The 25,926-nt window shown below is 63.3% G+C and carries 18 protein-coding genes; 5 read left to right on the top strand and 13 right to left on the bottom strand.

Translation table 11 applies throughout. The features are described 5' to 3' along the window. Window positions 1-33: 33 nt before the first annotated feature. Window positions 34-4,149: an FAD/FMN-binding oxidoreductase gene (locus VSR68_RS00090; protein WP_342937874.1), complete on the bottom strand. Its 4,116-nt coding sequence runs from the start codon at window positions 4,147-4,149 to the stop codon at window positions 34-36. 603 nt (window positions 4,150-4,752) lie between these two features. Between VSR68_RS00090 and ilvA the strand changes: the two genes are divergently transcribed. The 3 genes from ilvA to queF are packed head-to-tail and all read left to right on the top strand — an operon-like array spanning window position 4,753 to window position 8,018. Beyond that, window positions 4,753-6,276, top strand: a complete 1,524-nt coding sequence (gene ilvA, locus VSR68_RS00085; RefSeq protein ID WP_342937873.1) for a threonine ammonia-lyase, biosynthetic — start codon at window positions 4,753-4,755, stop codon at window positions 6,274-6,276. A gap of 18 nt (window positions 6,277-6,294) precedes the next feature. After that, complete coding sequence (locus VSR68_RS00080; protein WP_342937872.1) at window positions 6,295-7,197, top strand: 5'-nucleotidase; 903 nt, start codon at window positions 6,295-6,297, stop codon at window positions 7,195-7,197. Next, entirely contained in the window at window positions 7,194-8,018 is an 825-nt protein-coding gene (queF, locus tag VSR68_RS00075; protein WP_342937871.1) for an NADPH-dependent 7-cyano-7-deazaguanine reductase QueF, read from the top strand. The genes VSR68_RS00080 and queF overlap by 4 nt, the downstream gene beginning before the upstream one ends. Window positions 8,019-8,751: 733 nt before the next feature. Here the strand turns inward: queF and VSR68_RS00070 are convergent. The 3 genes from VSR68_RS00070 to VSR68_RS00060 all read right to left on the bottom strand — a co-directional run bounded on the left by VSR68_RS00070 (window position 8,752) and on the right by VSR68_RS00060 (window position 11,587). Continuing rightward, complete coding sequence (locus tag VSR68_RS00070; protein ID WP_342937870.1) at window positions 8,752-9,138, bottom strand: RidA family protein; 387 nt, start codon at window positions 9,136-9,138, stop codon at window positions 8,752-8,754. A 67-nt stretch (window positions 9,139-9,205) separates the two neighbouring features. Then, on the bottom strand, window positions 9,206-10,693 hold the full coding sequence (locus VSR68_RS00065) for a D-aminoacylase (protein WP_342937869.1): 1,488 nt from the start codon (window positions 10,691-10,693) through the stop codon (window positions 9,206-9,208). Between the two features lie 3 nt (window positions 10,694-10,696). Continuing rightward, window positions 10,697-11,587 carry a MurR/RpiR family transcriptional regulator gene (locus tag VSR68_RS00060; RefSeq protein WP_342937868.1) on the bottom strand — a complete coding sequence of 297 codons (891 nt, stop codon included), beginning with the start codon at window positions 11,585-11,587 and terminating at the stop codon, window positions 10,697-10,699. Between the two features lie 141 nt (window positions 11,588-11,728). Between VSR68_RS00060 and VSR68_RS00055 the strand changes: the two genes are divergently transcribed. Further along, entirely contained in the window at window positions 11,729-13,006 is a 1,278-nt protein-coding gene (locus tag VSR68_RS00055; RefSeq protein WP_342937867.1) for an amino acid deaminase, read from the top strand. Window positions 13,007-13,114: 108 nt separating this feature from the next. On the opposite strand, the gene VSR68_RS00050 is transcribed toward VSR68_RS00055, so the two are convergent. Further along, on the bottom strand, window positions 13,115-13,585 hold the full coding sequence (locus VSR68_RS00050; protein ID WP_342937866.1) for a MarR family transcriptional regulator: 471 nt from the start codon (window positions 13,583-13,585) through the stop codon (window positions 13,115-13,117). A 35-nt stretch (window positions 13,586-13,620) separates the two neighbouring features. Then, a complete protein-coding gene (locus VSR68_RS00045) occupies window positions 13,621-15,216 on the bottom strand; it encodes an MDR family MFS transporter (RefSeq protein ID WP_342937865.1) in 1,596 nt (531 codons plus the stop codon). Between the two features lie 139 nt (window positions 15,217-15,355). Between VSR68_RS00045 and VSR68_RS00040 the strand changes: the two genes are divergently transcribed. Continuing rightward, entirely contained in the window at window positions 15,356-16,198 is an 843-nt protein-coding gene (locus tag VSR68_RS00040) for an EcsC family protein (RefSeq protein ID WP_342937864.1), read from the top strand. Here the strand turns inward: VSR68_RS00040 and VSR68_RS00035 are convergent. The 7 genes from VSR68_RS00035 to VSR68_RS00005 all read right to left on the bottom strand — a co-directional run bounded on the left by VSR68_RS00035 (window position 16,168) and on the right by VSR68_RS00005 (window position 25,538). Beyond that, window positions 16,168-17,118, bottom strand: coding sequence for an alpha/beta hydrolase (locus tag VSR68_RS00035; protein ID WP_342937863.1), 951 nt, complete (start codon window positions 17,116-17,118; stop codon window positions 16,168-16,170). The genes VSR68_RS00040 and VSR68_RS00035 overlap by 31 nt on opposite strands. A 168-nt stretch (window positions 17,119-17,286) precedes the next feature. Then, a complete protein-coding gene (locus tag VSR68_RS00030; protein ID WP_342937862.1) occupies window positions 17,287-17,721 on the bottom strand; it encodes a CHRD domain-containing protein in 435 nt (144 codons plus the stop codon). A gap of 166 nt (window positions 17,722-17,887) precedes the next feature. After that, complete coding sequence (locus tag VSR68_RS00025) at window positions 17,888-22,348, bottom strand: ATP-binding protein (protein WP_428983434.1); 4,461 nt, start codon at window positions 22,346-22,348, stop codon at window positions 17,888-17,890. Window positions 22,349-22,358: 10 nt separating this feature from the next. After that, complete coding sequence (locus tag VSR68_RS00020; protein WP_342937861.1) at window positions 22,359-23,105, bottom strand: aquaporin; 747 nt, start codon at window positions 23,103-23,105, stop codon at window positions 22,359-22,361. 217 nt (window positions 23,106-23,322) lie between these two features. Continuing rightward, window positions 23,323-23,964 carry a response regulator transcription factor gene (locus VSR68_RS00015; protein ID WP_342937860.1) on the bottom strand — a complete coding sequence of 214 codons (642 nt, stop codon included), beginning with the start codon at window positions 23,962-23,964 and terminating at the stop codon, window positions 23,323-23,325. Window positions 23,965-24,050: 86 nt separating this feature from the next. Then, entirely contained in the window at window positions 24,051-24,761 is a 711-nt protein-coding gene (locus tag VSR68_RS00010; protein WP_342937859.1) for a response regulator transcription factor, read from the bottom strand. A gap of 123 nt (window positions 24,762-24,884) precedes the next feature. Continuing rightward, window positions 24,885-25,538 carry a response regulator transcription factor gene (locus VSR68_RS00005; RefSeq protein ID WP_342938412.1) on the bottom strand — a complete coding sequence of 218 codons (654 nt, stop codon included), beginning with the start codon at window positions 25,536-25,538 and terminating at the stop codon, window positions 24,885-24,887. Window positions 25,539-25,926: the final 388 nt, after the last annotated feature.

The raw sequence follows: 25,926 nt of genomic DNA, 5'->3' as shown, positions 1-25,926 counted from the left end.
CGTCTACCTCGAGCGAAACGCCATATCGTGCAATTAGACCAGCACGCGCTCGATTCCGCCATTGTTCGCGCGCTGGACGTAGTCGGCCATCCAGTCCTCGCCGAGCACATGCCGCGCAATTTCGACGACGATGTAGTCCGCTTCGATGTTCGCGTCTTCGTTGTAGCGCGACAGCCCTTGCAGGCACGACGGGCAGCTCGTGAGGATCTTGACGTCCGCTGCGCCGTTCGCACCCGTTGCGCCGTTCGGCTGCGGACCGTCGCCCGCCTTCAGCACCGAACCCGGCTGAGCACCCGCCGCGCCTGCCGCCGCGTTCGCCATGTTGATCGCGTTCGCGCCCGCGTCGGCCACGACGGGAATGCCGCGCAGCTTCGCCGCGCCCTTGCGGATTTCCTCTTCCTTGCGGAAGCGCACCTGCGTCGAAATGTCCGGACGCGTGACGGCCAGCGTGCCCGACTCGCCACAGCAACGATCGTTCTTCTCGATCCGGTAGCCGTCGTTCTTCTCCGAACCCATCAGCTCGTTGACGAGCTTCACGGGGTCGATCGTCTTGATCGGCGTGTGGCAAGGGTCGTGGTACATGTAGCGCATGCCCTTCACGCCATCGAGCTTGATGCCCTTCTCCAGCAGGAATTCGTGGATGTCGATGATCCGGCAACCCGGGAAGATCTTGTCGAATTCGTAGCCGGCCAGCTGGTCGTAACACGTGCCGCAAGACACGACCACCGTCTTGATGTCGAGATAGTTCAGCGTGTTCGCGACACGGTGGAACAGCACGCGGTTGTCGGTGACGATCTGCTCGGCCTTGTCGTACTGGCCCGAGCCGCGCTGCGGATAGCCGCAGCACAGATAGCCCGGCGGCAACACCGTCTGCACGCCCGCTTCCCACAACATCGCCTGCGTCGCGAGACCGACCTGCGAAAACAGACGCTCCGAGCCGCAGCCCGGGAAGTAGAACACCGCTTCCGAATCGACGGACGTCGTCTTCGGATTGCGGATGATCGGCACGATCTTGTTGTCCTCGATGTCGAGCAACGCGCGCGCCGTCTTCTTCGGCAGGTTGCCCGGCATCTTCTTGTTGACGAAGTGGATCACCTGCTCGACGACGGGCGGCTTGCCGGTCGTCGCGGGCGGACGGGCCGTCTGCTTCTTGACGATCTTCTTCAGCACTTCGTTGCCAAGGCGCTGCGCCTTGTAGCCAATGCCCATCATCGCTGTGCGCGCGAGATTGATGGTCTGCGGATTCGTCGCATTCAGGAAGAACATGCCCGCCGCGTTGCCCGCGTTGAACTTCTTCTTGCCCATCTTGCGCAACAGGTTGCGCATGTTCATCGAGACGTCGCCGAAGTCGATCTTCACCGGGCACGGCGTCACGCACTTGTGGCACACGGTGCAGTGATCGGCGACGTCATTGAACTCGTCCCAATGCTTGATCGACACGCCGCGGCGCGTCTGCTCTTCATACAGGAACGCCTCGACCAGCAGCGACGTCGCGAGAATCTTGTTGCGCGGGCTGTACAGCAGGTTCGCGCGGGGCACGTGCGTTGCGCAGACGGGCTTGCACTTGCCGCAGCGCAGGCAGTCCTTCACCGAATCGGCGATCGCGCCGATATCGGACTGCTGCATGATCAGCGACTCGTAGCCCATCAGCCCGAACGACGGCGTGTACGCGTTGCGCAGGTCCGCGCCGTCGAGCAGCTTGCCCTTGTTGAAGCGCCCTTGCGGATCGACGCGCTGCTTGTACGCGCGGAATTCGCCGATCTCGTCTTCGGTCAGGAATTCGAGCTTCGTGATGCCGATGCCGTGCTCGCCGGAGATCACGCCATCGAGCGAACGCGCGAGCTTCATGATGCGCGCGACCGCCGTATGCGCGTCCTGCAGCATCTCGTAGTTGTCGGAGTTGACGGGGATGTTCGTATGAACGTTGCCGTCGCCCGCGTGCATGTGGAGCGCGACGAACACGCGGCCGCGCAACACCTGCTTGTGGATCGCCTGCGCTTCGTCGAGGATCGGCTTGAACTCGCCGCCGTTGAAGATCTGCCGCAACTCAGCGCGAATCTCCTGCTTCCACGACACGCGCACCGTGCGGTCCTGGACGATGTGAAACACGTTCGCGTCCGGCTGGTCATCGACGCGATCCGCGAACTTCTCCGCCAGGCCCGCATACCCGAGTTGCACCAGGTAGTGCTGCGCCTCGCGCAACGACAGATCGAGCTTGTCGCGCAGGAATTCCCAGCGCTTCTTCACACGGCCGAGCAGTTCGAGCGCCTGATGCACGCGGTCTTCGAGCAATTCGGCACTCGGGATTTCGTTCGCGTCGTCGGTCTTGCCGAGGGGCAGCTTGCCGCTCTTGAAGAACACTTCGAGCGCGTCGACCAGTTGCAGCTTGTTCTTGATCGACAGCTCGATGTTGATGCGCTCGATGCCGTCCGTGTACTCGCCCATCCGGTTGAGCGGAATCACGACGTCTTCGTTGATCTTGAACGCGTTGGTGTGCTTCGCGATCGCGGCCGTGCGGCTGCGGTCGAGCCAGAAGCGCTTGCGGGCCTCGGCGCTCACCGCGACGAAGCCTTCGCCGCTCTTGCCGTTGGCCATGCGGATCACTTCCGACGTCGCGGTGGCGACGGCATCGGCATCATTACCGACGATATCGCCGATCAGCACCATCTTCGGAAACGCGTTGCGCTTGCTCTTCGTCGCGTAGCCGACGGCGCGCAGATAGCGCTCGTCGAGGTGTTCGAGGCCGGCGAGAATCGCGCCGCCCTGCTTCGACGTTTCGAACAGATAGTCCTTGATTTCGACGATGCTCGGAATCGCCTCGCGCGCCTGGCCGAAGAACTCCAGGCAGACGGTGCGCGTATGCGCCGGCATCTTGTGCAGCACCCAGCGCGCGGACGTGATCAGGCCGTCGCAGCCTTCCTTCTGGATGCCCGGCAAACCAGCGAGGAATTTATCGGTGACGTCCTTGCCGAGTCCTTCCTTGCGAAAGCGCCGTCCTTCGATCTCCAGCAGTTCGGTGCGCAACAGCTTCTCGCCCGGCGCGTGCTCGCCGTCGAACCACTTCAGTTCGAAGCGCGCGACGGGAATATCGTGAATCTTGCCGAGGTTGTGGTCGAGCCGCGTGATTTCCAGCCAGTTCCCTTCCGGGTCGACCATGCGCCACCACGCGAGATTGTCGAGCGCCGTGCCCCACAGCACGGCCTTCTTGCCGCCCGCGTTCATCGCGACGTTGCCGCCGATGCACGATGCGTCCAATGAAGTCGGATCGACGGCGAACACATAGCCCGCCTGCTCGGCCGCTTCCGTCACGCGGCGCGTGACGACGCCCGCGCCGGAGAAGATCGTCGGCACCTTGTGCGCGACGCCGGGCATTTCCGTCAGCTCAACGGCGCCGAGCTGTTCGAGCTTCTCGGTATTGATGACAGCGGAGAACGGCGTAAGCGGCACCGCGCCGCCCGTGTAGCCGGTGCCGCCGCCACGCGGAATCACCGTCAGCCCGAGTTCGAAGCACGCCTTGATGAGGCCGGCGATTTCGGCTTCCGTATCCGGCGTGAGCACGACGAACGGATATTCGACGCGCCAGTCCGTCGCGTCCGTCACATGCGAGACGCGCGAGAGACCATCGAAGCGGATGTTGTCCTTCTGCGTCCGGCGGCCCAGCACCTTCGTCGCGCGACGGCGCAGGTCGGCCATCTTGTCGAACTCGCCTGCGAACGCATCGACGGCGCGGCGCGCGGCGGCGACCAGCGTTTCGACACGCGCGGCGCGACCGACGCCCGCTTCGTCGCCATGTTCGGTCAGGTCGGCGCGGCGGCGCTTTTCGATCTCAGTGAGACGGTGGTTCAGCGCCTCGATCAGCAGCGTGCGGCGCTTCGGGTTGTCGAGCAGATCGTCCTGCAGATAAGGATTGCGGCGCACGACCCAGATGTCGCCGAGCACTTCGTACAGCATGCGCGCCGAGCGGCCCGTGCGGCGCTCCGTGCGCAGTTCGTCGAGCGCGGCCCAGGCTTCGTCGCCCAGCAGGCGAATGACGATTTCGCGGTCGGAGAACGACGTGTAGTTGTATGGGATTTCGCGCAGACGCGGTTCGGTATCGGCGACGACGGTAGCGGCGGCGCCGTGCGGATCGAAAACTTGAGGTGCGTTCATGTTTGGACGACTCGGTAGGTCAGCTACGCGCGCTCATCGAACATTCGGCGAAGAGGCGTGCTGACGGTGCGCGTGGGGCGCAATGCTGGAAATCTTTCTAGTGTGCGAAGCCTCGACCGGCAGCCTGTGCCCGGGATCGCCGGGGACATGGCGAGAACGTAGATGGCCGGTCGCGTCGCGGCGCTCAGATATAGCTACACGATCGTGCATGCCGCACGTGCCGCTGCGCCGCGGGGCGAGCCTCACGCGGGACGGGCATCAAATGGGCGATCCGAGGCTGCCAATGCATCATCTGATCCTTTTCCAAAACACAATTCTACCGCATCATCCACGCGCGCGTTGACGCCCAGATGTCCGCGCGACAAGCCTTTGCGCGTCAGCCTGCCAGAATTCGCCGCGAAACTGCCAGACGGCGACGCACCCGAAATGCGTCGTCGCCCGCATCGAGCCGCGCGGGATTTTCCGACCGTCCGGTCGGCTGGCCGACCGCATCGATACGCCGAAACCCCAAGGGCGAATGCCCGATCGGGTGCGTCGGTGCAGGCCGTTGGCGCTATCATTGATCTTTTCCCGTCCCATAAAAGCGCACCGCGCGTGATCCGCATGGCTTCCCACGACTATCTGAAGAAAATCCTCACCGCCCGCGTCTACGACGTCGCGCGTGAGACCGAACTCGAACATGCGCGGAATCTGTCCGCACGGCTGCGCAATCCGATTTACCTGAAGCGCGAAGACAACCAGCCCGTCTTCTCGTTCAAGGTGCGCGGCGCGTACAACAAGATGGCGCACATTCCCGCCGACGCCCTCGCGCGCGGCGTGATTACGGCTTCGGCGGGCAATCATGCGCAGGGCGTCGCGCTGTCGGCGGCCCGCATGGGCGTGAAGGCGATCATCGTCGTGCCCGTGACGACGCCGCAGGTGAAGGTCGATGCCGTGCGCGCGCATGGCGGACCGACCGTCGAAGTCGTGCAGGCGGGCGAATCGTATAGCGACGCCTACGCGCACGCAGTGAAGCTGCAGGAACAGCAAGGCCTGACGTTCGTGCATCCGTTCGACGATCCGTATGTGATCGCCGGCCAGGGCACGGTCGCGATGGAAATCCTGAGCCAGCATCAGGCGCCGATTCACGCGATCTTCGTTCCCATCGGCGGCGGCGGTCTTGCGGCGGGCATCGCGGCGTATGTGAAATCCGTGCGCCCGGAGATCAAGGTGATCGGCGTGCAGACGGACGACTCGTGCGCGATGGCGCAATCGCTGAAGGCGGGCGAGCGCGTGACGCTGAACGAAGTCGGCCTGTTCTCGGACGGCACGGCCGTGAAGCTCGTCGGCGAAGAGACGTTCCGCCTGTGCCAGGCGTATCTCGACGATGTGCTGACGGTGAACACCGACGCGCTGTGCGCCGCGATCAAGGACGTCTTCCAGGACACGCGCAGCGTGCTGGAGCCGGCGGGCTCGCTGGCTGTCGCGGGCGCGAAGCAGTATGCGGAGCGTGAGGGCATCGAGAACCAGACGCTGATCGCCGTCACGTCCGGCGCGAACATGAACTTCGACCGCATGCGCTTCGTCGCGGAACGCGCGGAAGTGGGCGAGGCGCGCGAGGCCGTGTTCGCCGTGACGATTCCCGAAGAGCGCGGCAGCTTCAAGCGCTTCTGCGAACTGGTGGGCACGCGCAGCGTCACCGAATTCAACTACCGTATTGCGGACGCGAAGTCCGCCCACATCTTCGTCGGCGTGCAGATCCGCAACCGCAGCGAATCGGCGCAGATCGCAGGCGCGTTCGAGGCGCACGGCTTCGCGACCGTCGATCTGACGGGCGACGAACTGTCGAAGCAGCACATCCGCTATATGGTCGGCGGACGCTCGCCGCTCGCGCACGACGAACGACTGTTCCGCTTCGAGTTTCCCGAGCGGCCGGGCGCGCTGATGAAGTTCCTGTCGTCGATGGCGCCGAACTGGAACATCAGCCTCTTCCACTATCGGAACCAGGGCGCGGACTATAGCTCGATCCTCGTCGGCATTCAGGTGCCGTCGGCAGAAGACGCGGAATTCGCGCGCTTCCTCGCGACGCTCGGCTATCCGTACTGGGAAGAGACGGCGAACCCGGTGTATCGACTGTTCCTCGCTTGACGCATGTTCATTTGACGCATGGCCTTTTCGCTGAACGACAAGCTGGTGGTAGCGATCTCCTCGCGCGCGCTGTTCGATTTCGAGGAAGAGAACCGCGTGTACGAGGATGGCGATCTGCGCGCCTATGAAGGGCTGCAGCGCGAGCGGCTGAACGTGCCGGCCAAGCCCGGCGTCGCGTTTTCGCTGATACGCAAGCTGCTCGCGCTGAATGCGGGCGCGCATCGCGTGGAAGTGGTGATACTGTCGCGCAGCGATCCCATCAGCGGATTGCGCGCCTTCAGCTCGTGCCGCGAGCATGGGCTTGCGATCGAGCGCGGCGTGTTCACGCGCGGCCGCGCGCCGTTCGCGTATCTGAAGCCGCTGAATGCGTCGCTGTTTCTGTCCGCGAATCAGGACGATGTGCGCGATGCACTCGCGGCGGGATTTCCCGCTGCGCGCGTTTTGCCCGAATCGGCGAAAATGGCGAGCAAGTATCCGGACGAAATCCGTATTGCGTTCGACGGCGACGCCGTGCTCTTTTCCGACGAAGCGGAGCGCGTGTTTCAGAGCGATGGCTTGAGCGCATTCGTCGGTCATGAGATCGACAACAAGGATTTGCCGCTCGCCGACGGACCGCTGAAACCTTTGCTGCAAGCACTGCATCGCTTGCAGACGCTCGCTGACGAAGCCGCGCCGATGCACATTCGCACGGCACTCGTGACGGCGCGCTCGGCGCCCGCGCACGAGCGGGCGATCCGCACTTTGATGGCCTGGAACATCGAAATCGACGAAGCGATGTTTCTTGGCGGGCTCGACAAGAGCGCGTTCCTGCGCGAGTTCGAGCCGGATTTTTTCTTCGACGATCAAATTCGCCACTGCGAATCGGCCCGTGACGTGACAGCGATCGGGCATGTCGTGAGTGGCATCGTGAACGCATCATGACACCCGAACAATCTCCGCTGGGCAAGCCGGCCACTTATACCGAGCAGTACGACGCCGCGCTGCTCTTTCCGATTGCGCGGAAAAATGCGCGCGACCAGATCGGCATCGTCGCGACGTTGCCTTTCTTCGGCACGGACATCTGGAACGCGTATGAGCTGTCGTGGCTCAATGCGCGCGGCAAGCCGCAGATCGCGATTGCGACGTTCTATATTCCGGCCGATTCGCCGAATATCGTCGAGTCGAAATCGTTCAAGCTGTATCTCGGGTCTTTTGCACAGACTTCATTCGATTCGATCGACGTCGTGCGCGAGGCGATCAAGCGCGATGTGTCCGCCGCGTGTGGCGCTTCCGTGTCGTTGCATCTCTATCCGCCGGCGGAGTTTTCGAAGCTCGGGCTCGATGAGTTCGAAGGGACTTCGCTGGACCGGCTCGATCTCGATGCCGAGATTTATCAGCCGGATGCCGGTTTGCTGAAGGCCGCGCTGGATGAAGCGCCTGTCGAGGAGACGTTGATCTCCAATCTGCTGAAATCCAATTGCCCGGTGACGGGTCAGCCCGATTGGGGCTCCGTGCAGATTCATTACGTGGGGCCGCAGATCGATCATGCTTCACTGCTTCGGTACATCATTTCTTATCGGAACCATACGGGGTTCCATGAACAGTGCGTCGAGAAGATCTTTACCGACGTACTGAAGGTTTGCCAGCCGGTGAAGCTGGCCGTGTATGCGCGCTATACGCGGCGCGGTGGGCTCGATATCAATCCGTTCCGCACGAACTTCAATCTGCCGATGCCGGATAATTTGCGTACCGCGCGGCAGTAGGTCTTTTGTCTGCGGCGCTTTTTTTTGCGTTTTCGCTGGCATCCGCGATGCGCCTCGCGGCGCTAGCGTTGCCCCTGTGCGGGGCGGCACCTACTTTTCTTTGCAGCGGCAAAGAAAAGTAGGCAAAAGAAAGCCGCTCACACCGCTAATTCTCCGCATTACCCACGGGCTCTCAACGCCCCCACCTTTCGCGCGGCAGCGTGCTACCTCATGCGCGTTGCCAGCGCGTTGATCAAACGCCTCACCCACTTCACGCACCCGTGTTACGGCCCGCAACCTCAAATATCCCCGGCCCCTTTGCGGCAAACTGTGTGTAGGCATTCGCACCGCACAGGAAACCTTCGCTACGCGATGCCGCCCAAGCGAGGGCGTTGCCCTGTGCGACACAGCAACCTCATTCACTACCGACATGCGGCGCTGAAATGTTCGATACCTTTAGCTGTACCGCGCGTGCATGAAGCGGGTCAGGCGTTTAGCGGGAGCGTTGGCAGCAAGCACGAGCCAGCACGCTGCCGCTTGAAGGACGGGGACGTTGAGAGCCCGTGGGTAAAGGTCAAGCGCGGGCGGTGTTAGCCCGCTTTCTTTTGCCTACTTTTCTTTGCAGCGGCAAAGAAAAGTAGGTGCCGCCCCGCACAGGGGCAACGCCCGCGCCGCGAGGCGCTAACGCGGATGCCAGCGGCAGGCTGAAAGATCCAGGCAATCGCGGATGCCGGAGAAAACGGCAAACCAAACCTCAAGCCGAAGGCTTCTTATACGCAACGCAATCGACTTCGACCTTGCAGTCGATCACCATCGACGAAACGACACAAGCGCGCGCGGGCGGATTCGCGCCGAAGTACTCCTTGAACACCTTGTTGAAGGACGCAAAATCGCGCGGATCGTCGAGCCACACGCCGCAACGCACGACGTGCTCAGGCCCGTATCCCGCCTCGGTCAGAATAGCGAGCACGTTCTGAATCGCCTTGCGCGATTGCTCGACGATCCCGCCGTTGATCACTTCGCCGTTCTCCATCGGCGTCTGCCCCGACACGAACAGCCAGCCATCCGCTTCGACTGCGCGCGCGAACGGCATCACCTGACCGCCCGTGCCCTTGCCACCTTCAACGCCATAACGCTTCATCGTTCAACTCCTGTCACGTAAGTCACGTAAGCGCGTTCGCACCCAATGCGAACGCATCGTTCGAAATTCAAAAAGCCTCGGACAACGCGGCACGCGATGCCGCCGTCGCCCCACGCGCGACGAACCGGCCCGCGCGCTCGCCCGTCGGCTTGCCGTCGAGATACGACAGCACCCCGTTCACCCACACGGCGTCGATGCCATCGGCGGCCTGCTGCGGCTTGTCGAACGTCGCCGCATCGCGCACGCGCGCCGGGTCGAACAGCACGAGATCGGCGTGATAACCGATATGCACCTCTCCGCGATCCTGCAAGCCGAAGCGCCGCGCCGACAGGCTCGTCATCTTGCGAATCGCTTCTTCGAGCGGAATCAGCTGCTGGTCGCGCGCATAGTGTCCGAGCACGCGCGGAAACGCGCCCCACAGACGCGGATGCGGCAGCGGATCGTTCGGCAAGCCATCGGAGCCGACCATCGTCGCCGGATGCGAGAGTATGCGCCGCACGTCCTCTTCAGACATGTTGTGATACACGGCACCCGCGGGCTGCAGGCGCTTCGCGGCTTCCTGCTGCGTCACGCCCCACTCGGCCGCGATGTCCTTCACCAGCTTGCCCGCCATCTCGGGATGAGGCGTCGACCACGTGATCGTGATGTCGATATCGCCCGTCACCTGCTTGAGATCGAGCGTCGACGAACTGCGGTTGTACGGATAGCAGTCGCAGCCCACGGGATGCAGCCGGCGCGCGCCTTCGAGCGATCCGAGCACCTCGACGCTGCGCCCCCAGTTCGACGGCCCCGCGCACTTCAAATGCGAAATGACCACGGGCACGCGAGCGTGCTTGCCGATCCGATACGCCTCGTCCATCGCGTCGAGAATCGCGTCGAACTCGGTGCGCATGTGCGTCGTGTACAGCGCGCCCGCCACTGCAAGCGGCTCGGCGAGCGCCATCACTTCTTCAGTCGGCGCGGCGAATGCGGAGCCATACGCGAGCCCCGAGCTCAAGCCGAGCGCGCCGTTCGCGAGCGCCTCTTCGAGCTGCGCGCGCATGCCGTCGATTTCCTGCGGCGTCGCCGCGCGATCGAGGCGGTCCATATGGTTATTGCGCAGCGCCGTGTGCCCGATCAGCGCGCTCACGTTCACCGACGGCTTCGCCGCATTCACCGCATCGACATACGCGGCGAAGGTCGGATACCGGAACGCATCGCGCTCGCCGAGCAGGTTCATCGGATCGGGCGGGTCGCCCTTCAGCGACACGGGCGACGCGCTGATCCCGCAGTTGCCGACGATGACCGTCGTCACGCCCTGCGTGATCTTCGGCAGCATTTGCGGCGAGCGGATCACATGTGTGTCGTCGTGCGTGTGAACATCGATGAAGCCCGGCGCGAGCGCGCGGCCGTTCGCCTCGATCACTTCTTCGGCCAGCCAGTTCGACAGATTGCCGATCGCGACGATCTTCCCATTGCGTATCGCCACGTCGCGCTCGACAGGCGGCGCGCCCGTGCCATCGTACAGTTGCGCGCCGACGATCAGCGTATCGGCGGCTTCGGGGTGCGAATGCATGGATCAATCTCCTAGCGGTTGTCGGTCGCCGCCGCCACGATGCGCATCGAGCGCATGCTTCATGCGGCGCAGCAGTTCGCGGCTCTCGTCGCCCAGACTCAGGGCCAGTTCGGTGACGAGCACGTCGAGTGCCATCATCATCGCGTAGCGCGACGACGACGGCTTGTAGATGAAATCGGTTTCGAACGCGACGATGGGGATCAGCCAGTCGGCGAGCTTCGCAAGCGGCGATGCGGGGGCCGTCACCGTGACGAGCGTCGCGCCGTAGCTGCGCGCGATGCGGCAACTGTCCACCATCTCCGGCACGCGGCCCGTCGTCGAAAGCGCGATCACCACCGTGTCGCGCGATACCGTCGATGCCACCATGCGTTGCAACAGGCCATCCTGATACGTCGCAACGGGCCGGCCCAGACGCACGAGCCGAAAGCGCATTTCGTCGGCGAGCGCCGTCGAGCCGCCGCCCATGCCGAACACGTAGATCATCCGCGCTACACGCAACGCAGCAGCGGCTTGCGCGATGGGCGCCTGGCACAGCAGGTGATGGTTGTGCGCGAGCGCCGTCTGCAACTCGTCGAACACGCGCGTCGCGAGCGGCTCCGGCGTGTCGGGCTGCGCGCCCGGTTGCAGAAAACGCTGACCAACGGCGGCAGCCTGCGCGAGGCGCAGCTTGAGTTCGCGCACGTCGCGGCAGCCGACCGCTTTCGCGAAACGCGTGACCGTCGCGACGCTCACTTCCGCCCGCTCGGCCAACGCGCCGATGCTTGCGCGCGATGCGCCCGTCAGATCGTCGAGGATCAGCGCCGCCACCTTGCGCTCTGCCGAACGCAACTCGGGCGCGCATTCGGCGATGCGCGCGACGATGTCGAAGGCAACGGGTTCGGCTGTGGAATTCATGGCTCGTACGCACCACGCAACGCCGGTAACATCGGCTGCCGGATGCGTGGTACTAAATAACATTTCATCAGCCATCGTACTTTCGGTAACATGTGAAAGTCAACTTCGATTCGATTTAACTGGATGATGGAGCAGCGTGACATGAAAGTTACAAACTATCAGGGAGCGACGATCGATCCTTACAGCAAGGGCTTGGGCAATGTGCCCGGCACGAGTATCCAGCTTGCGGACGCGGCGCGTCTCGAATGGAATCTGCTCGACGAGGACGTGAGCCTGCCGGCCGCCGTGCTGTACGCGGACCGCATCGAGCACAACCTGAACTGGATGCAGAAGTTCGTCGCCGAATACGGCGTGAAGCTCGCGCCGCACGGCAAGACGACGATGGCGCCACAACTGTTCCGTCGCCAGATCGAAACGGGCGCATGGGGCATCACGCTCGCGACCGCGCATCAGGTGCGCGCCGCGTATCACGGCGGCATCTCGCGTGTGCTGATGGCGAACCAGTTGATCGGCAAGCGCAACATGCTGATGATCGCCGAGCTGCTGAGCGATCCCGAGTTCGAGTTCTTCTGTCTCGTGGATTCCGTCGAAGGCGTCGAGCAGCTCGGCAAGTTCTTCGGCTCGGTGAAGAAGCAGTTGCAGGTGCTGGTGGAACTCGGCGTGCCGGGCGGCCGCACGGGCGTGCGCGACGAAGCGCAGACCCAAGCCGTGCTCGACGCGATTGCGCGCTATCCGGATTCGCTGAAGCTCGCGGGCGTCGAACTGTACGAAGGCGTGCTGAAGGAAGAACAGGAAGTGCGCGACTTTCTGCGCAGCGCCGTCAAGCTCACGCTCGAACTGTCCGATCAGGGCCGCTTCGCGCGCACGCCAGCCGTGCTATCGGGCGCGGGATCGGCGTGGTACGACGTCGTCGCGGAAGAGTTCGCGAAGGCTTCGCGCAAGGACCGCATCGAGATCGTGCTGCGTCCGGGCTGCTATCTGACACACGACGTCGGCATCTATCGCAAGGCGCAGACGGACATCTTCAAACGCAATCCCGTCGCGAAGCGCATGGGCGAAGGCTTGCTGCCCGCGCTGCATCTATGGGCCTACGTGCAGTCGATTCCCGAACCGGACCGCGCGATCATCGGCCTCGGCAAGCGCGACTCGGCGTTCGACGCCGGCTACCCGGAACCGGCGAAGCACTATCGTCCGGGCACGCAGTCGCCGCGCGATATCGCCGCTGGCGAAGGCTGGGAAATTTTCGGCATGATGGATCAGCACGCGTATCTGCGGATTCCCGCAGGCGCCGATCTCAAGGTCGGCGACATGATCGCGTTCGACATCTCGCATCCGTGCCTGACGTTCGACAAGTGGCGTCAGGTGCTCGTGCTCGATCCGTCGTATCGCGTGACGGAAGTGATCGAAACGTTCTTCTGATTGTTCTTCGATCGGTTCTTCGACCCGTTCTCGACCCGTGCTTCGATTTGGGCGGCGCTGCGCGACACTCGCTTCGTGTCGCGACATGCGCCGCTCTCGTTCAAACGCTCAACGTCCCGCGGCCGTGGCTTCCGTATCAGCGGACGCGGCCGTCACCACTTCGCCGATGCGCGCCTCGAGCATCGTCAGCGCGCCCGCCAATCCCGCCAGCACGTCGTCCGGCAAGGCGGCCATCGTATCGTGCAGGAACGCATTGCGATTCGGCAGACTCGTTTCGATTGCGGCGCGGCCTTCGTCGGTCAGCTTCACGTTCGTGATGCGGTTATCGCGCTCGTCCATGCTGCGCGCGATCCAGCCCATCGCTTCCAGCGACTTCAATTGACGCGTCAGCGCGCCCGGATCGACGCGCAAGCGCTCGACCAGCTTCTTCTGTGACGACTCGCCCGCCTGTTCGTACAGCGCGAGCAGAATGCGCCAGCGCGGCAGCGGATGGCCGACGCGCGTCTCGAACGCGGACATGAACGCCCGATACGTGCGGCCGAACTGTTGAAGGATAGCGACGCGGTCCTGTTCTTCCATGATCTTTCTACGATTCCAAAGCGCTGAAACACCCGTCAATCGACGTGGACGACCGGCTCGATCTTCTTGCGCAGCCTGATGGGCGGAACGCGCCGGCTTTGCCAGACCGCGAACACGGCGACCAGCGCGCCCAGCGCGAGACCCATATGGATCGCGCCGACCAGCGATTCGCGCGCCGACTCCAGCAGCACCGCGCCATTGTGCCCCGCGCGCGCGAGTTCATTCAAAAGCACGCGCTGTCCGTCGCGATTGACGAGAATCTGCGGATCGCCGAGGTTGGCGAACCACTGGCTCGCGTGGTCGGCATCGAGTGCATTGCGCACGCCGCTCGCGTACATGTGCGTGACGAGCGTGCCCGTCAGCGCTGTGCCGATCATGCCGCCGATCATCCGCAGCGATTGCAGCAGCGCCGTCGCAATGCCGAGATGCTCGCGGCCCGCCGTCTGCTGCGCGAACACGGTGAGATTCGGCAGCACGAAGCCGAGACCCAGGCCACCGAAAGTCATGAACAGCATCAGCAGCCAGTGCGGCATCGAGCGCGTGGCAACCACCACGCCGAGCGACGCCGCGGCAAAGAGCGCAAAGCCGATGTACAGCATCACGTTCGGATTCGGAATGCGCGACACGACGCGCCCGTTCGCGATGCTGCCAATCGTGATGAACACGACGAGCGGCGTGATTACGAGGCCCGCCTCGTTCGGCGTCATGCCGAAGCCGCCCTGAAACAGCAGCGGCGCATAGAACAGCAGCGAGAACATCGCGAAGCCGCCCAGCACGGCGAGAATGAAGAGCGCGGAAAGGCTTCGGTTGAGGAACATGTCGATGGGAAGAATCGCTTGCGGGAAGCGCTTTTCCCACTGCCACAGCGCAATCGCACTCGCGACGCTAATCGCGAGCAACGCAACGGCCGACGCCGTCACGCCATGCTTCGGCAGAAGCTCGACGAAAAGCTGCAAGCTGCCGAGCGACAGCGCGATCAGCAGCGCGCCCGGCCAGTCGAGCCGCATCTTGCCTTCATGCGCGATGTGCCGCATGTGCGGCAGATACCGCCATACGAAAACCAGCGACAGCAGGCCGACGGGCAGATTCACATAGAACACCGAACGCCAGCCGTAGTACTGCGTCAGAAAACCGCCGAGCGACGGGCCAACGGCATTCGCGATGCCGAACGCCGAGCTCATCAGCACCTGCCAGCGCAGGCGGACGACGGAATCAGGGAACAGATCGGGAATGCACGCGAACGCGGTGCCGACCAGCATGCCGCCGCCGATGCCCTGCAGGCCGCGCGCGATCACGAGGAACAGCATGTCGTGCGCGGCGCCGCATAACACCGAGGCCGCCGTGAACACAACGATCGACGCAATGACGAACGGCTTGCGCCCGTAATAGTCGCCGAGGCGGCCGAAAATCGGCACGGTGATCACCGACGTCAGCAGATAGGACGTCGCGACCCATGCATAGAGTTCAAAGCCCTTCAGATCGGCGACGATCGTGGGAAGCGCGGTGCCGACCACCGTCTGGTCGAGCGCAACGAGCATCGACACGAAAGAGACACCGAGCATCGCCAGCAGCGATTCCCGGAACGGTAAAACTTGCCCACTCGAATGGTGGGCGGCAGTGTGTACGGCCATTTTTGATGGTGCAACTGTTGACGAGTCAACGATACTGAATCATACCACGCCGATTGGTTCTAATCCTGCGTGCATCCGGTGTGCCGTTTTCGCCGAGAATGCGTAAGAAAATCGTCAGCAGACGACGTCAGGGAGATTCATGAATCCAGCCACGCTTGCCGCCACACCGCTTTCCACTGACGACATCGCGGCGCTGCGCCGCGCCAAACACGAACTCGAAAGCCCCGCGCTGGCGATGAAACTGGCGGGCATCGTCGGGGCGCCGCTGGAGAAACTGATCGCACGCATGCCGTCGATGGCCAACGACAAAGTCAACGATGCGACGCAACTCGCGCTGCGCAAGTGCCTGCAAATCGCGCTGCGCACGCTCGGGCGACCGATAAGCGGCGCGCCGCCCGGCGTCAGCGAACGGCCGAGCAATCTGCTGCACAAGTTCGCCGTCGCGACGACGGGCGCCGCCGGCGGCGCATTCGGACTGCTCGCGCTGCCCGTCGAACTGCCCGTCACGACGACGCTGATGTTCCGCTCGATCTGCGATGTCGCGCGCAGCGAGGGCGAGGATCTGGCATCGATCGATACGCAGCTGCAATGTCTGACCGTGCTCGGCATGGGCGGCACGTCGAAAGCCGATGACGACGCCGACTACGGCTACTTCATCATGCGCGGCGCGCTGGCGCAGGCGGTGTCGAAGGCGTCGTCGGAGATCGCGACGAAGGGATTCACCACGCACGGCTCGGCGGCGCTGCTGCGCCTCATGAGCACGATCGCGTCGCGCTTCTCGGTGCAGGTCAGCGAACAGATTGCGGCCAAGTCGATTCCGGCAATCGGCGCGGTGCTCGGCGCGATGGTGAACACCGTGTTCATCGATCACTTCCAACAGGTCGCGCACGGCCATTTCACCGTGCGCAGGCTCGAGCGCCAGTACGGTTCGGATGCCGTCCAGGCGGCCTATCAGGCAATCGACGTTTCGCTCGACGGATGAACGTTGCCCGGCACGCCCGTCACGCGCCGGACGAAACGGGCGGCAAGATCGAGCGAGCGCCCCGCCTCCGGGATGAACGGCACCCACAGCTGCCATACGTGCGGCATCTTGCGCCAGATCTCGAAATCGACATCGACGCCCGCCGTGCGCGCCTTGTCCGCGACGCGGCGTGAATCGTCGAGCAGGACTTCCGTGCTGCTCACCTGCATGAAGAGCGGCGGCAAGCCGCTCAGGTCCGCGTAGAGCGGCGAAGCGTACGGGTGCGTCGCGGGCGTGCCGCCCAGATAAAGCTTTGCAGCGCGCGCGACAGACGGTCCATGAAACATCGGATCGATGCCGTCATTGGTTTCCAGCGACGCGCCTGTCGCGGCCAGATCGGTCCACGGCGAAAACAGGATCGCGCCCGCAGGCAGCGAATCGCCGGCACCGCGCAACGCGACAAGCGTCGCAAGCGCGAGGCCGCCGCCCGCCGAATCGCCCGCGATCACGATCGATCCCGGCTTCGTCCCTTCTGCGAGCAGATGCCGATAGGCGGCGAGCGCATCGTCGAGCGCGGCAGGAAACGGATACTCCGGCGCCAGACGGTAATCGAGCGAGAAAACGCGCGCGTCGCTACGCGTGGCGAGACCGAAGGAAGCCGCGCGATGCGTCTTCGGCGAGCAGAAGTAGTAGCCACCGCCATGCAGATACAGGATGGTCGCCGCGTGCTGGCCGTCGATGCGCATGAGCCATTCGCCGCGCAACGGCCAGTCCTGCTCGCGATACCGTTCGTGCAACACCCAGCCGGGCGGCACGCGCGGCGTATAAGCGCGCTTCGCTGTCATCTTGCGCGCGCGTTCGGCGTTGATCGTCGAATGCCGCGTCTGCGGATGAAACTGACGGCGCAAAAACCAGCACGCCAAGACGCTTTGCCAGCTCATCGGAATGGTCTCCTTCGACGGTTAAGCATCATGGTACGTGGCTTTTCGCTCGCGTCCGTCGAAGGAGACTCGAACGCGGGTTCTATCGGGCGATGCAAATGGGCGTGCGCCGTTTGAAGAAAGCATGAGCGCCGAAACCGTGCGGACAGTTCAGGCGAATACGTCCGTTCAATTCGCCGGCAGGAGCTGGCCGCGAATTTCACCCGACGGATTCTGCGCGGTGTGAACGTTGAAATACCATTGGCCCGCAATCAGGTCCGTGACCTGTTGTTCGGTCAGCGTCGCGGAACCTTTGATCGGGCTGGCCAACGCGTTTTTGTCGATCGGCACCTGCACCTTCGCGTTCTGACCGACGGGGGCAGGACCATGGAAGTGCGCCATCGTCACAGGCCCCGACAAGCCCTCGTAAGTCGCCGTCCATTTGAGGGTTTTGGTCGACGTGTCGAAAGTGGCGTCCACCGCGCCGTGTCCGTGGCTCACGCGCGGCGGCACTTCGCTCGACGGCTCGAGGTCGGCCTTTAATTCGACGGTATCCGCAAGCGCAACCCCCGACGCCAGCGCCCACAACACAGCTACCAAGCTCAGCTTTCGAATTGCAGTCATTGTTTTCTCCGAGTCTTTGCACGCGGCATCGGGCACATCGACGCATTGGTACGGCTGTCGATGCAATGCCGCACGTGGCGCCAGCACATACTAGTGCAAATCGGAGCACTGCGTGTGACTCACGCGCAGCAACGTAGAGTCTTGCGAAGCGGGAGGAAAAAGGACGTCAGGCAAGCAGCGCGGCCTGCACTTCGATGCCGTCGAGCATCGCATTGCACATACGCGCGAGGGCAATGCCTTCGCTGCGCAGCGTCTCTGGCGGCGCAACCGTCAACTGCCCGCGATAGTGTTCGAGCGCGCGAAGCAACGGCGGATACTGCAATACGCCAACGGCGCCAGCGACGCGGTGATGCCATTGCCGCAGTTCGGCGACATCTGGCTCATGCAGCAGCGCTGGTAACGCGCGCATGTCGTCGCGCACCGCGGACACGAACGCATCGAGCAACGACTTCACCGTCGATTCGCTGCCCCACACCTGGGTCAACTGGCTGAGATCGACGGGGACGAACGTCATGCTGTCGGCGTTTTCGGGCTGCGGGTCGGCAACGGAGACGCCTGACGCCTCGTTGGGCGTGCCGGTACGCGAGCTGTCCGCGCCGAACCACCGGCTCAAGTAGTCGCGCAACGTGGCGAGCCGCGTCGGCTTGATGAGGCAATCGTCCATACCGGCATCGCGGCACGCCTGCAGATCTTCCGGCGCGGTGTTCGCGGTAATGCCGAGAATCGGCAGCCGCGCGCCCGTCAGCGCCTCTTTCTCGCGAACCGCTCGCGCGAGTTCGTAGCCTGACATCCGCGGCATATGGCAGTCGGTAATGAGAAAGCCGTACGGTGTCGCACCGAGCGCTTCGACGGCTTCGGCACCATCGTTGACGACATCGCAGGCAAAGCCGAGCAACGCCAGTTGATGACGGATCAGTTCCTGGTTGACGGGATGATCTTCGGCGACGAGCACGAGCCGACCGCTTGCGATCGCGCTTTCGCGATCGGGTGGAGCAACGATGCCCGCCTCTGCATCGCCGGGCTCACGCGCCGGCGCGGCCGACAGTCCCGTCAGCGCCGCGGCGCACGCCGCGCTCAGGCCGCGCCACGAAATCGGATTGATGCTCACGCGCACGGCGTTGTCGACGATCCGGTAGCCCGTCGGCTTGGGCTTCTCGGTCAGGACGACGACCTTCGCGCCGGACTGCTCGACGGATGGGGGCACTTCGACGCCAACGTCGACGAAGACCAGATCCACGCCGTGCAGCGCTTGCGGATCGCCTAGTTCGTCGCGCTCCGGATCTGCGCAACGCAGATCGATGCCGAGCGCCGCGCCGAAGTGGATCAGCGCCTGCGCGACGCCCGCATCGGCTGTCGCGACGATCCCGCGTTTGCCGCGCAATCCGCCTGCCGTGTAGTGCTCCGTATCGAGCGGCATCAGCAGCCGCAGCTTCATGCGCGTGCCTTTGCCTTGCGTGCTGGACAATGTGAGCGTGCCGCCCATCAACGCAACCAGCTTCCGGCAGATCGTCAGGCCGAGGCCTGTGCCGCCGAAGCGCCGCGTCGTCGACGATTCCGCCTGCACGAACGGTTCGAATAGCCGCGCCTGCACTTCCGGCGCGATGCCGATACCCGTGTCGTCGACAGTGATCTCGACCGTTTGCCCGGCCTCGCCCTGCTCGGCCACGACAACGCGCACGTCGACCTCACCTTGAGGCGTGAACTTGATCGCATTCCCGAGCAGATTGAACAGGATTTGTCGCAGACGCACACTGTCGCCGCGCAGCGTCGCGGCCACCTGAGGCTCGATGTCAACGCGCACTTTCAGGCCTTTCTCATGCGCGCGTCCTGCCAGCAGGCCAACTGCCGTATCGACGAGATCGCGCAAGTCGATCGGCTCCGATTCGATGGTCAGCCGTCCCGCTTCGATCTTCGAGTAGTCGAGCAAGTCATCGAGAATTTGCAGCAACGCGCCCGCCGATTCGTGAATCATGCGGAGCATTTCGCCCTGGTCGGCTTCGAGCGGCGTGCGCTCCAGCACTTCGACGAGCCCGAGCACGCCGTTCATCGGCGTGCGGATTTCGTGGCTCATCATTGCGAGGAAGTCGTCCTTCGCGCGCGAGGCGGCTTCGGCCAGATCGCGCGCGTGCGCCAGTTCGTCGGCGCGCAATCGCTCGATGCTCGCGTCCACCCAATAGCCGCTCCAGACTGTCGCGCCCGATGGCTCGAAGCGCGGCACGAGCTCAGCGCGGACCCAGCGCTGCTCGGTCGGCCCGTCGATCCGGAATTCCAGATGCACAGGCGCCGACCGTTCCGCCGAGCGTTCCAGTTCGGAAACGACAACCGGCCGGTCGTCCACGCAGATGGTGGCGAAATCGAGTGCGCCCGTGCGCATCAGGGCCGCGCTGTCATAGCCGAGCAGATGCTTCGTATCGCCGCCGACGTAGGGGAACGTGTATTTGCCATCGAGCCCGCGGCGCAACTGGAACACCACGGCGGGCAGCGATGCCGTCACGTCGACGAGACGCCGCTGCGTTTCGCTCGCAAGCATTTCGGCGCGGCGAATGTCGGTGATGTCGACGACCGTGCCCAGCACACAGGAAGGCGTACCGTCCGCGCCGTTGCAAACGCGCACGCAGAACAGGCCATGCCGCGTATCGCCGTTGGGGTCTTCGAATTCGAGCTCGATCTGCGTGGGTATCCCGCTCGCCAGCGCGTCATGCGTCAGCTGTTCGAGACGCACGCTGTTGTCCTCGCCCCACGCGCGGACGTCGGCGCTCGTGCGGGCCATCACCGCGTTGCGTCCGAGCCCGGTCGCTTCCTCGTAGGCACGATTGACGGCGATGTAGCGCCCGCGCAAGTCCTTCGCGACAAACGGATACGGCATCATCTCCATCATCGTTTGCTGGAAGTTCAGTTGCGACTCGAGTTCGTGCTCCGTGCGTTCGCGCCGCGTGACTTCACGCTGCAGCATCACGTACGCCCGCAGCGTCACCAGCAGCACGACGCCGATACCGATCAGCACCGGCAACAGTCGCAGCGCGGTCACGCTCCAGGCGCCCTGTGCGTGGACGTCGCCCGTCACCCACTTCTGACGGATACGCTGCCGCTCCGAGGCGGGCATCGCGAGCAATGCACGGTCGATCAGCCCGGCCAGCGGCGCGAGGTCCTGACGGACGGCGAAGCCCACCGCGTCCGGCTCGCGCACCGTGCCGACGATCTTCAGCACGCCGGCATATTGCTGCGTGAGCGCGGCATCGACTTCGGCGACATTGCCGACCAACGCATCGGCGCGGCCGGAGGCGAGCGCCTTCAAAGCCTCGTCGAGCCTGGCAGTAACGGTCACGCGCGCCGACGACAGACCATACAGATGAAACGGCACCGAACCCTGGGTATGCGCCGACACCATCACACGGCGCGAAGAGAAATCGTTGAGACTGCGCGCGGCCGGCTCGTTTTCGCGCGCCACGATGACAAGCGGATAGGTTTCGTATGCCTGACTGAAGGCGGCTCGCGACAGCCGCGGATCGTTGCGTGTGGCCGTGGCGAGCACCGCGACGTTGCCACGGCCGAAGTCGGCGAGCGTCGCGAACCAGTCCTTTGCAGGCGCGCGATGGAAGGTGACGCCAAGCGTGCGGCCGAGATAGTCGAGGTAGTCGGCGGCGACGCCAGACGGTCTGCCCGTTTCGTCGAGCGTGCTGAATGGAGCCCAGTCGCTGTCGAAGCCCACCGACAACGGCGGCAGCGACTGAAGCCAGACCTGTTCTTCGCGGCTCAGTACGAGATTGGACACCGTCGAGGCAGTCCGTGCGTCGAAGCCGCCGCCGAGCCAGCGCGCCCGAATGGCGGCTTCGTCTTCCGGTTGCATCGCTGCGAGTCCATTGTCCAGCTTGTCTCGCAGATCGCTCCTCGCGACAGGCACCGCGAAGCGCATCTCGCTGAATTGGCCGGTTTCCTCGAATGCAACGGCCAGGCTGCGAAATTCGGGATCGGCAAGGTAATGCCGCACGGCGGGAGTGAAGCCGAAGTAGACGTCGTCGCCGCCCTGCTTGATCGCCCGCAACGCTGACGACGTGTCTGCGAATGAATCGATCCGGGCGTGCGGATATCGCTCATGCAACACCGAGCTGAGTGCAAAGCCGCGTTCGACGGCGACACGCGCGTTCTGGACCTGCGTCTGGCCAGACAGCACCAGCGCATTGCTGGCAAGCGTCACAGCGGAAGTCGAACCGCGAAAGTAAGGCACGGAGAACGACAGGCAATGCTCACGCTCCGGTGTGCGGGCGATGCTCATCAGCACGTCGACCCGGTTCGAACATGCGGCCGCGAGCAGTTGTTCCATGTCTGGAAACGCCTTCGTCTCGATCTTCGTGTCCGGTCCCACAACCGCGTTCAGATAGTCGACGCTCAGGCCGGCGAGCTTGCCGTCCTGAAACATCTCGAATGGCGACCAGCCGTTTGCGAGCACGCCGACAACCAGCCTCGATGGGAACACCATCGGATCGCGTCCAGGTGCCGCGTACGCCGGTTGGCCGCACAGCATCGACAACAACGCGAGGCTGCTCACGAGCGCCCGGCAGATACGGATCAGCGTTGCACCGAATGCCAAGCCGGGAAGCGAACGGATGGAAACGCACGACGAAAGCATGATTGCGAGCTCACGCCGACTCGCCGTGCCTGTCCCCGCGCGAAGAAGGCGCAAGCGCATCGTGCGGATGACAGAGCAGATACGAATGCAGCAGGCCTGCGAGCATGCCGCCCGCCAGCGGCGCTGCCCAGAACAGCCACAACTGGTCGAGCGCCCAATCGCCGACGAAAAGCGCCGGCCCCGTCGAACGCGCTGGATTGAGCGACGCGTTGGTCACAGGTGTCGCGACGATGTAGCTCAAAGCCAGCCACGCGCCTGTTACGAGTGGACCAAGCAATCTCGCCGACCTGCCGTCTGACGTCAGCATGCGCGCCATGACGAACGCGAAGGACATCGCCAGTTCCACGGCCAAAGCTGAGTGAAATTGAAAGTCGGCGGGAGAATGATCGCCGTATCCGTTGGCGCCAAACTCGCTAGCCGCAAGCGCGAAGCCGGGCCGACCGCCCGCGATATACGCGAGCAACGCGGCGCCAGCGATCGCGCCGAGAACCTGCGCGGCGATATACGGAGCGAGATCGCGAACGGGAAAACGCTGGGCCGTCACGAAGCCGACGGTGACGGCGGGATTGAAGTGGGCACCCGAAAAACGCCCGAATACATAGGTCGCCGTAGCCAGCGCGAAGCCAAATGCCAGCGGCACGACCAGCATGCTGCTGCCTTGCGCGCCCGCATTGAGCACCGCCGTGCCGCAACCCACGAATACGAGCCACGCCGTTCCGGCACCCTCGACGATCAACCGCTTCCCAAGCCCAGACATGCATCCTCCCGTAACTGCGCCACCCGATAAGTGCACGGGCTGGTCTCATTGATGCGCTCGGTGTCGATTGATTTGCATGGCGAATCAATGGCATGGCGCCACGCCCCGTGATTCGGGGACAACAGAGAATTGTTTGCTTAGCCGGAAAAAGGCGGAATCAGACAACTCCGAAAATCGGGGGAACTCAAAAAGGCCGCGCGAGGCTCGCGAAATGGGCTCACGTGAGCCCGATCTGGCACGCGTAATCGATGACGTCGGCTTCCGTCTCCAGCCCCAGCTTGCGCATCGCGTTGCGCTTTTGCGTGCTGATCGTTTTGGCGCTGCGGTTGAGCCTGATGGCAATCTGACCGATCGTCATGCCGCTGACGTACATCGTGAACACTTTCCACTCGCGCGCACTGATGACGCCCACCCTGGGCCGAGGTGCGCCCGCCTGCGCGATGGCGGTGCGGGCGTGATCGGACAGATAGCCCTGCCCGGTCAGTGCAGCATCGATTGCGTGAACGAGCGACGATGTGATGTCGCGCTTGTCGACGACGGCCGCAACGCCATGCTGCAGCAAGCCCACCAGGATGGACGCCTGATGAATCATGGTGAGCACCACGACGGGCAACTGTGGCGCGTGATACAACAGATGCCTCAGAAACTGGATCGCATTGCTCTCGCCGTCGATACCCGGCATGCCGATATCCGACACGACGACGTCGCACGCGCGCGAATCGAGCAAATCGGCGAGTCCTTGTGTATCGGACGCTTCGCCGACGATCGACACATGCGTGATCTGATTGAGCAAAAACCGGATGCCATCGCGCACACAGGCGTGGTCATCGGCCACGATGACGCGAATCTTGTTTTCCATCTTTTTGTGTTCTTGTTAGTCGACCGCCGTCGCATATCGCGCTTCCCCTCGGACGGCCGCTTTGCCACGTTCGCAATGCCAGTGCGTCAGGCTCTTGCGGCCATCCGTCCTTCGGCGCCCGATTGGTCGCCAGGCACGAGACCATGCTCGACTGCGAACCTGAACAGATCGGCATCGCTTTGCAGCGACAGCTTGCGCATCGCCGTGCATTTCTGCGCGCTGATTGTCTTGACGCTTCGTCCGAGTCTCAGCGCGATCTCGGTCACGCCGCGTCCCGACGCGTAGTGCGTCAGCACCTCGAGTTCGCGTCTCGATAGAACCTGTCGTACATAGTCGATGCGGCGCGACAGCGTGGCTTCGGCCAGCAGCGCACGAATCGCTGGACCGACATAGCATTCGCGCGCCAGCGCGGTAACGATCGCCACGTGAATGAGATCGATGCGATCGCGCTTGCTGATCACGGCACCTACGCCAAGTCCGATCACTTTTTGCAGCACCTCCGCCGCGACCTCCATGGTCAATACGACGACGACCACATCGGGATGACGCTCCGTGAACCGACGGACCATTTCGACACCATCGCCATGCGTGCCGCCCGGCATATACAGATCCATGACGACGAGATCACATTCGACGCGCTGCGCCTCGGCGAACAGTTCGGATGAGTCTGTTGCTTTGCCCACCAGCTCGATGTTCGGAAAGCCCGACATCAAGTTCTCCATCGCCAGCAGGACCAGTGGATGGTCGTCGGCGATGATGGTGCGGATCGGCAGTGTCACGTCCTTTCTGATGTTCACGACGTGGGTCCCTCCTGTGCTCTAGCTCGGTATCGATTTGGTGGGCGCTATGCCCGCGAGAATCAGACATTCAACTGCACGCGGACATAAGAGTTCTCTGAAAGCGATGAATCAGTCAATTAGTTAGCAATCCGTTATATGGCGCTGTACGAGACCGTATGCGCGCACGAATGCGAAGAGTCCCGGGTCGTTGCTGACGCCGAGCTTCGCCATTGCGTCGCGCTTCTGCCGGCTGACCGTCCTGACATCGCGACCGAGTTCGCGAGCAATCTCCGAGATCGACTTGCCGCGCACGAACATCCGAATGACTTCCGCCTGACGCGGCGACAGATGGCGCATCGGCGACATGCCGAGCGGCTCGCCGCTCGCATCCGCGAGGGTTTGCAGGATCGACCGGCTGACGTACGAGCGGCTCATGCCGGCTGAGCGGATGGCCGACGCGAGTTCGTCCATCGATTCGCTCTTGTTGAGCATGCCGATCACGCCGTCCGACATGATCGAGCGGAGAATGGCGGCGTTGGTCAGACTCGTCAGCACGACGATGCGCACTTCCGGCCAGCGCGAGCGAATGCGCCGGATGAGTCGCAGCCCGTCGTCGGAGTCGCCCGATGAGTCGGGCATGGTCAGGTCCGTTACCAGCACATCGCATGGCGTCTTCTCCATCAATTGCACGAGTGACGAAGGACTCGTCGCCTCACCGACGACAGTGAAGCCTCCTTGCGCCATCAGGGTGGCCCGGATACCGAGCAGAACAAACGGGTGATCGTCTGCCAGCATGACTCGAAGGTTCACTGTTGCCGCCTTGCCGTGTTATTGGTTTATATCTGTCAGCGCCGAAACGCCCCTTTCAAAGTAACGTCGAAACGGGCCCGCTTTACGGCAACGCTTGCGACATATAACGAATCGTGTTCCGACGAACAGAATCAAAACATCCGCTGGGAAAATGGAATATCAGAGAGTTCCGAATCAATGTCGGATTCAAAGATAATTTGAAAATTTCGTTGAGAATTACCACCTTCAAACGATTTCGCGCTAAATAGTCGACCCTGAACAATCAGCGGAGCCTTCTACAGTGGGGCTTTGAGTCGGAAATGGTGTTGTGGGAATTGCAGGGACCTGGCATATTGATGCGTGAATCCTGCAATTCCTGATGAGGTGCAGATGG

It is taken from the genome of Paraburkholderia phymatum, assembly GCF_038900715.1.
GTDB lineage: Bacteria > Pseudomonadota > Gammaproteobacteria > Burkholderiales > Burkholderiaceae > Paraburkholderia > Paraburkholderia phymatum_A.
The sequence above is the reverse complement of the archived record's forward strand: the minus strand, read 5'-3'. Positions and strand labels throughout refer to the sequence as shown.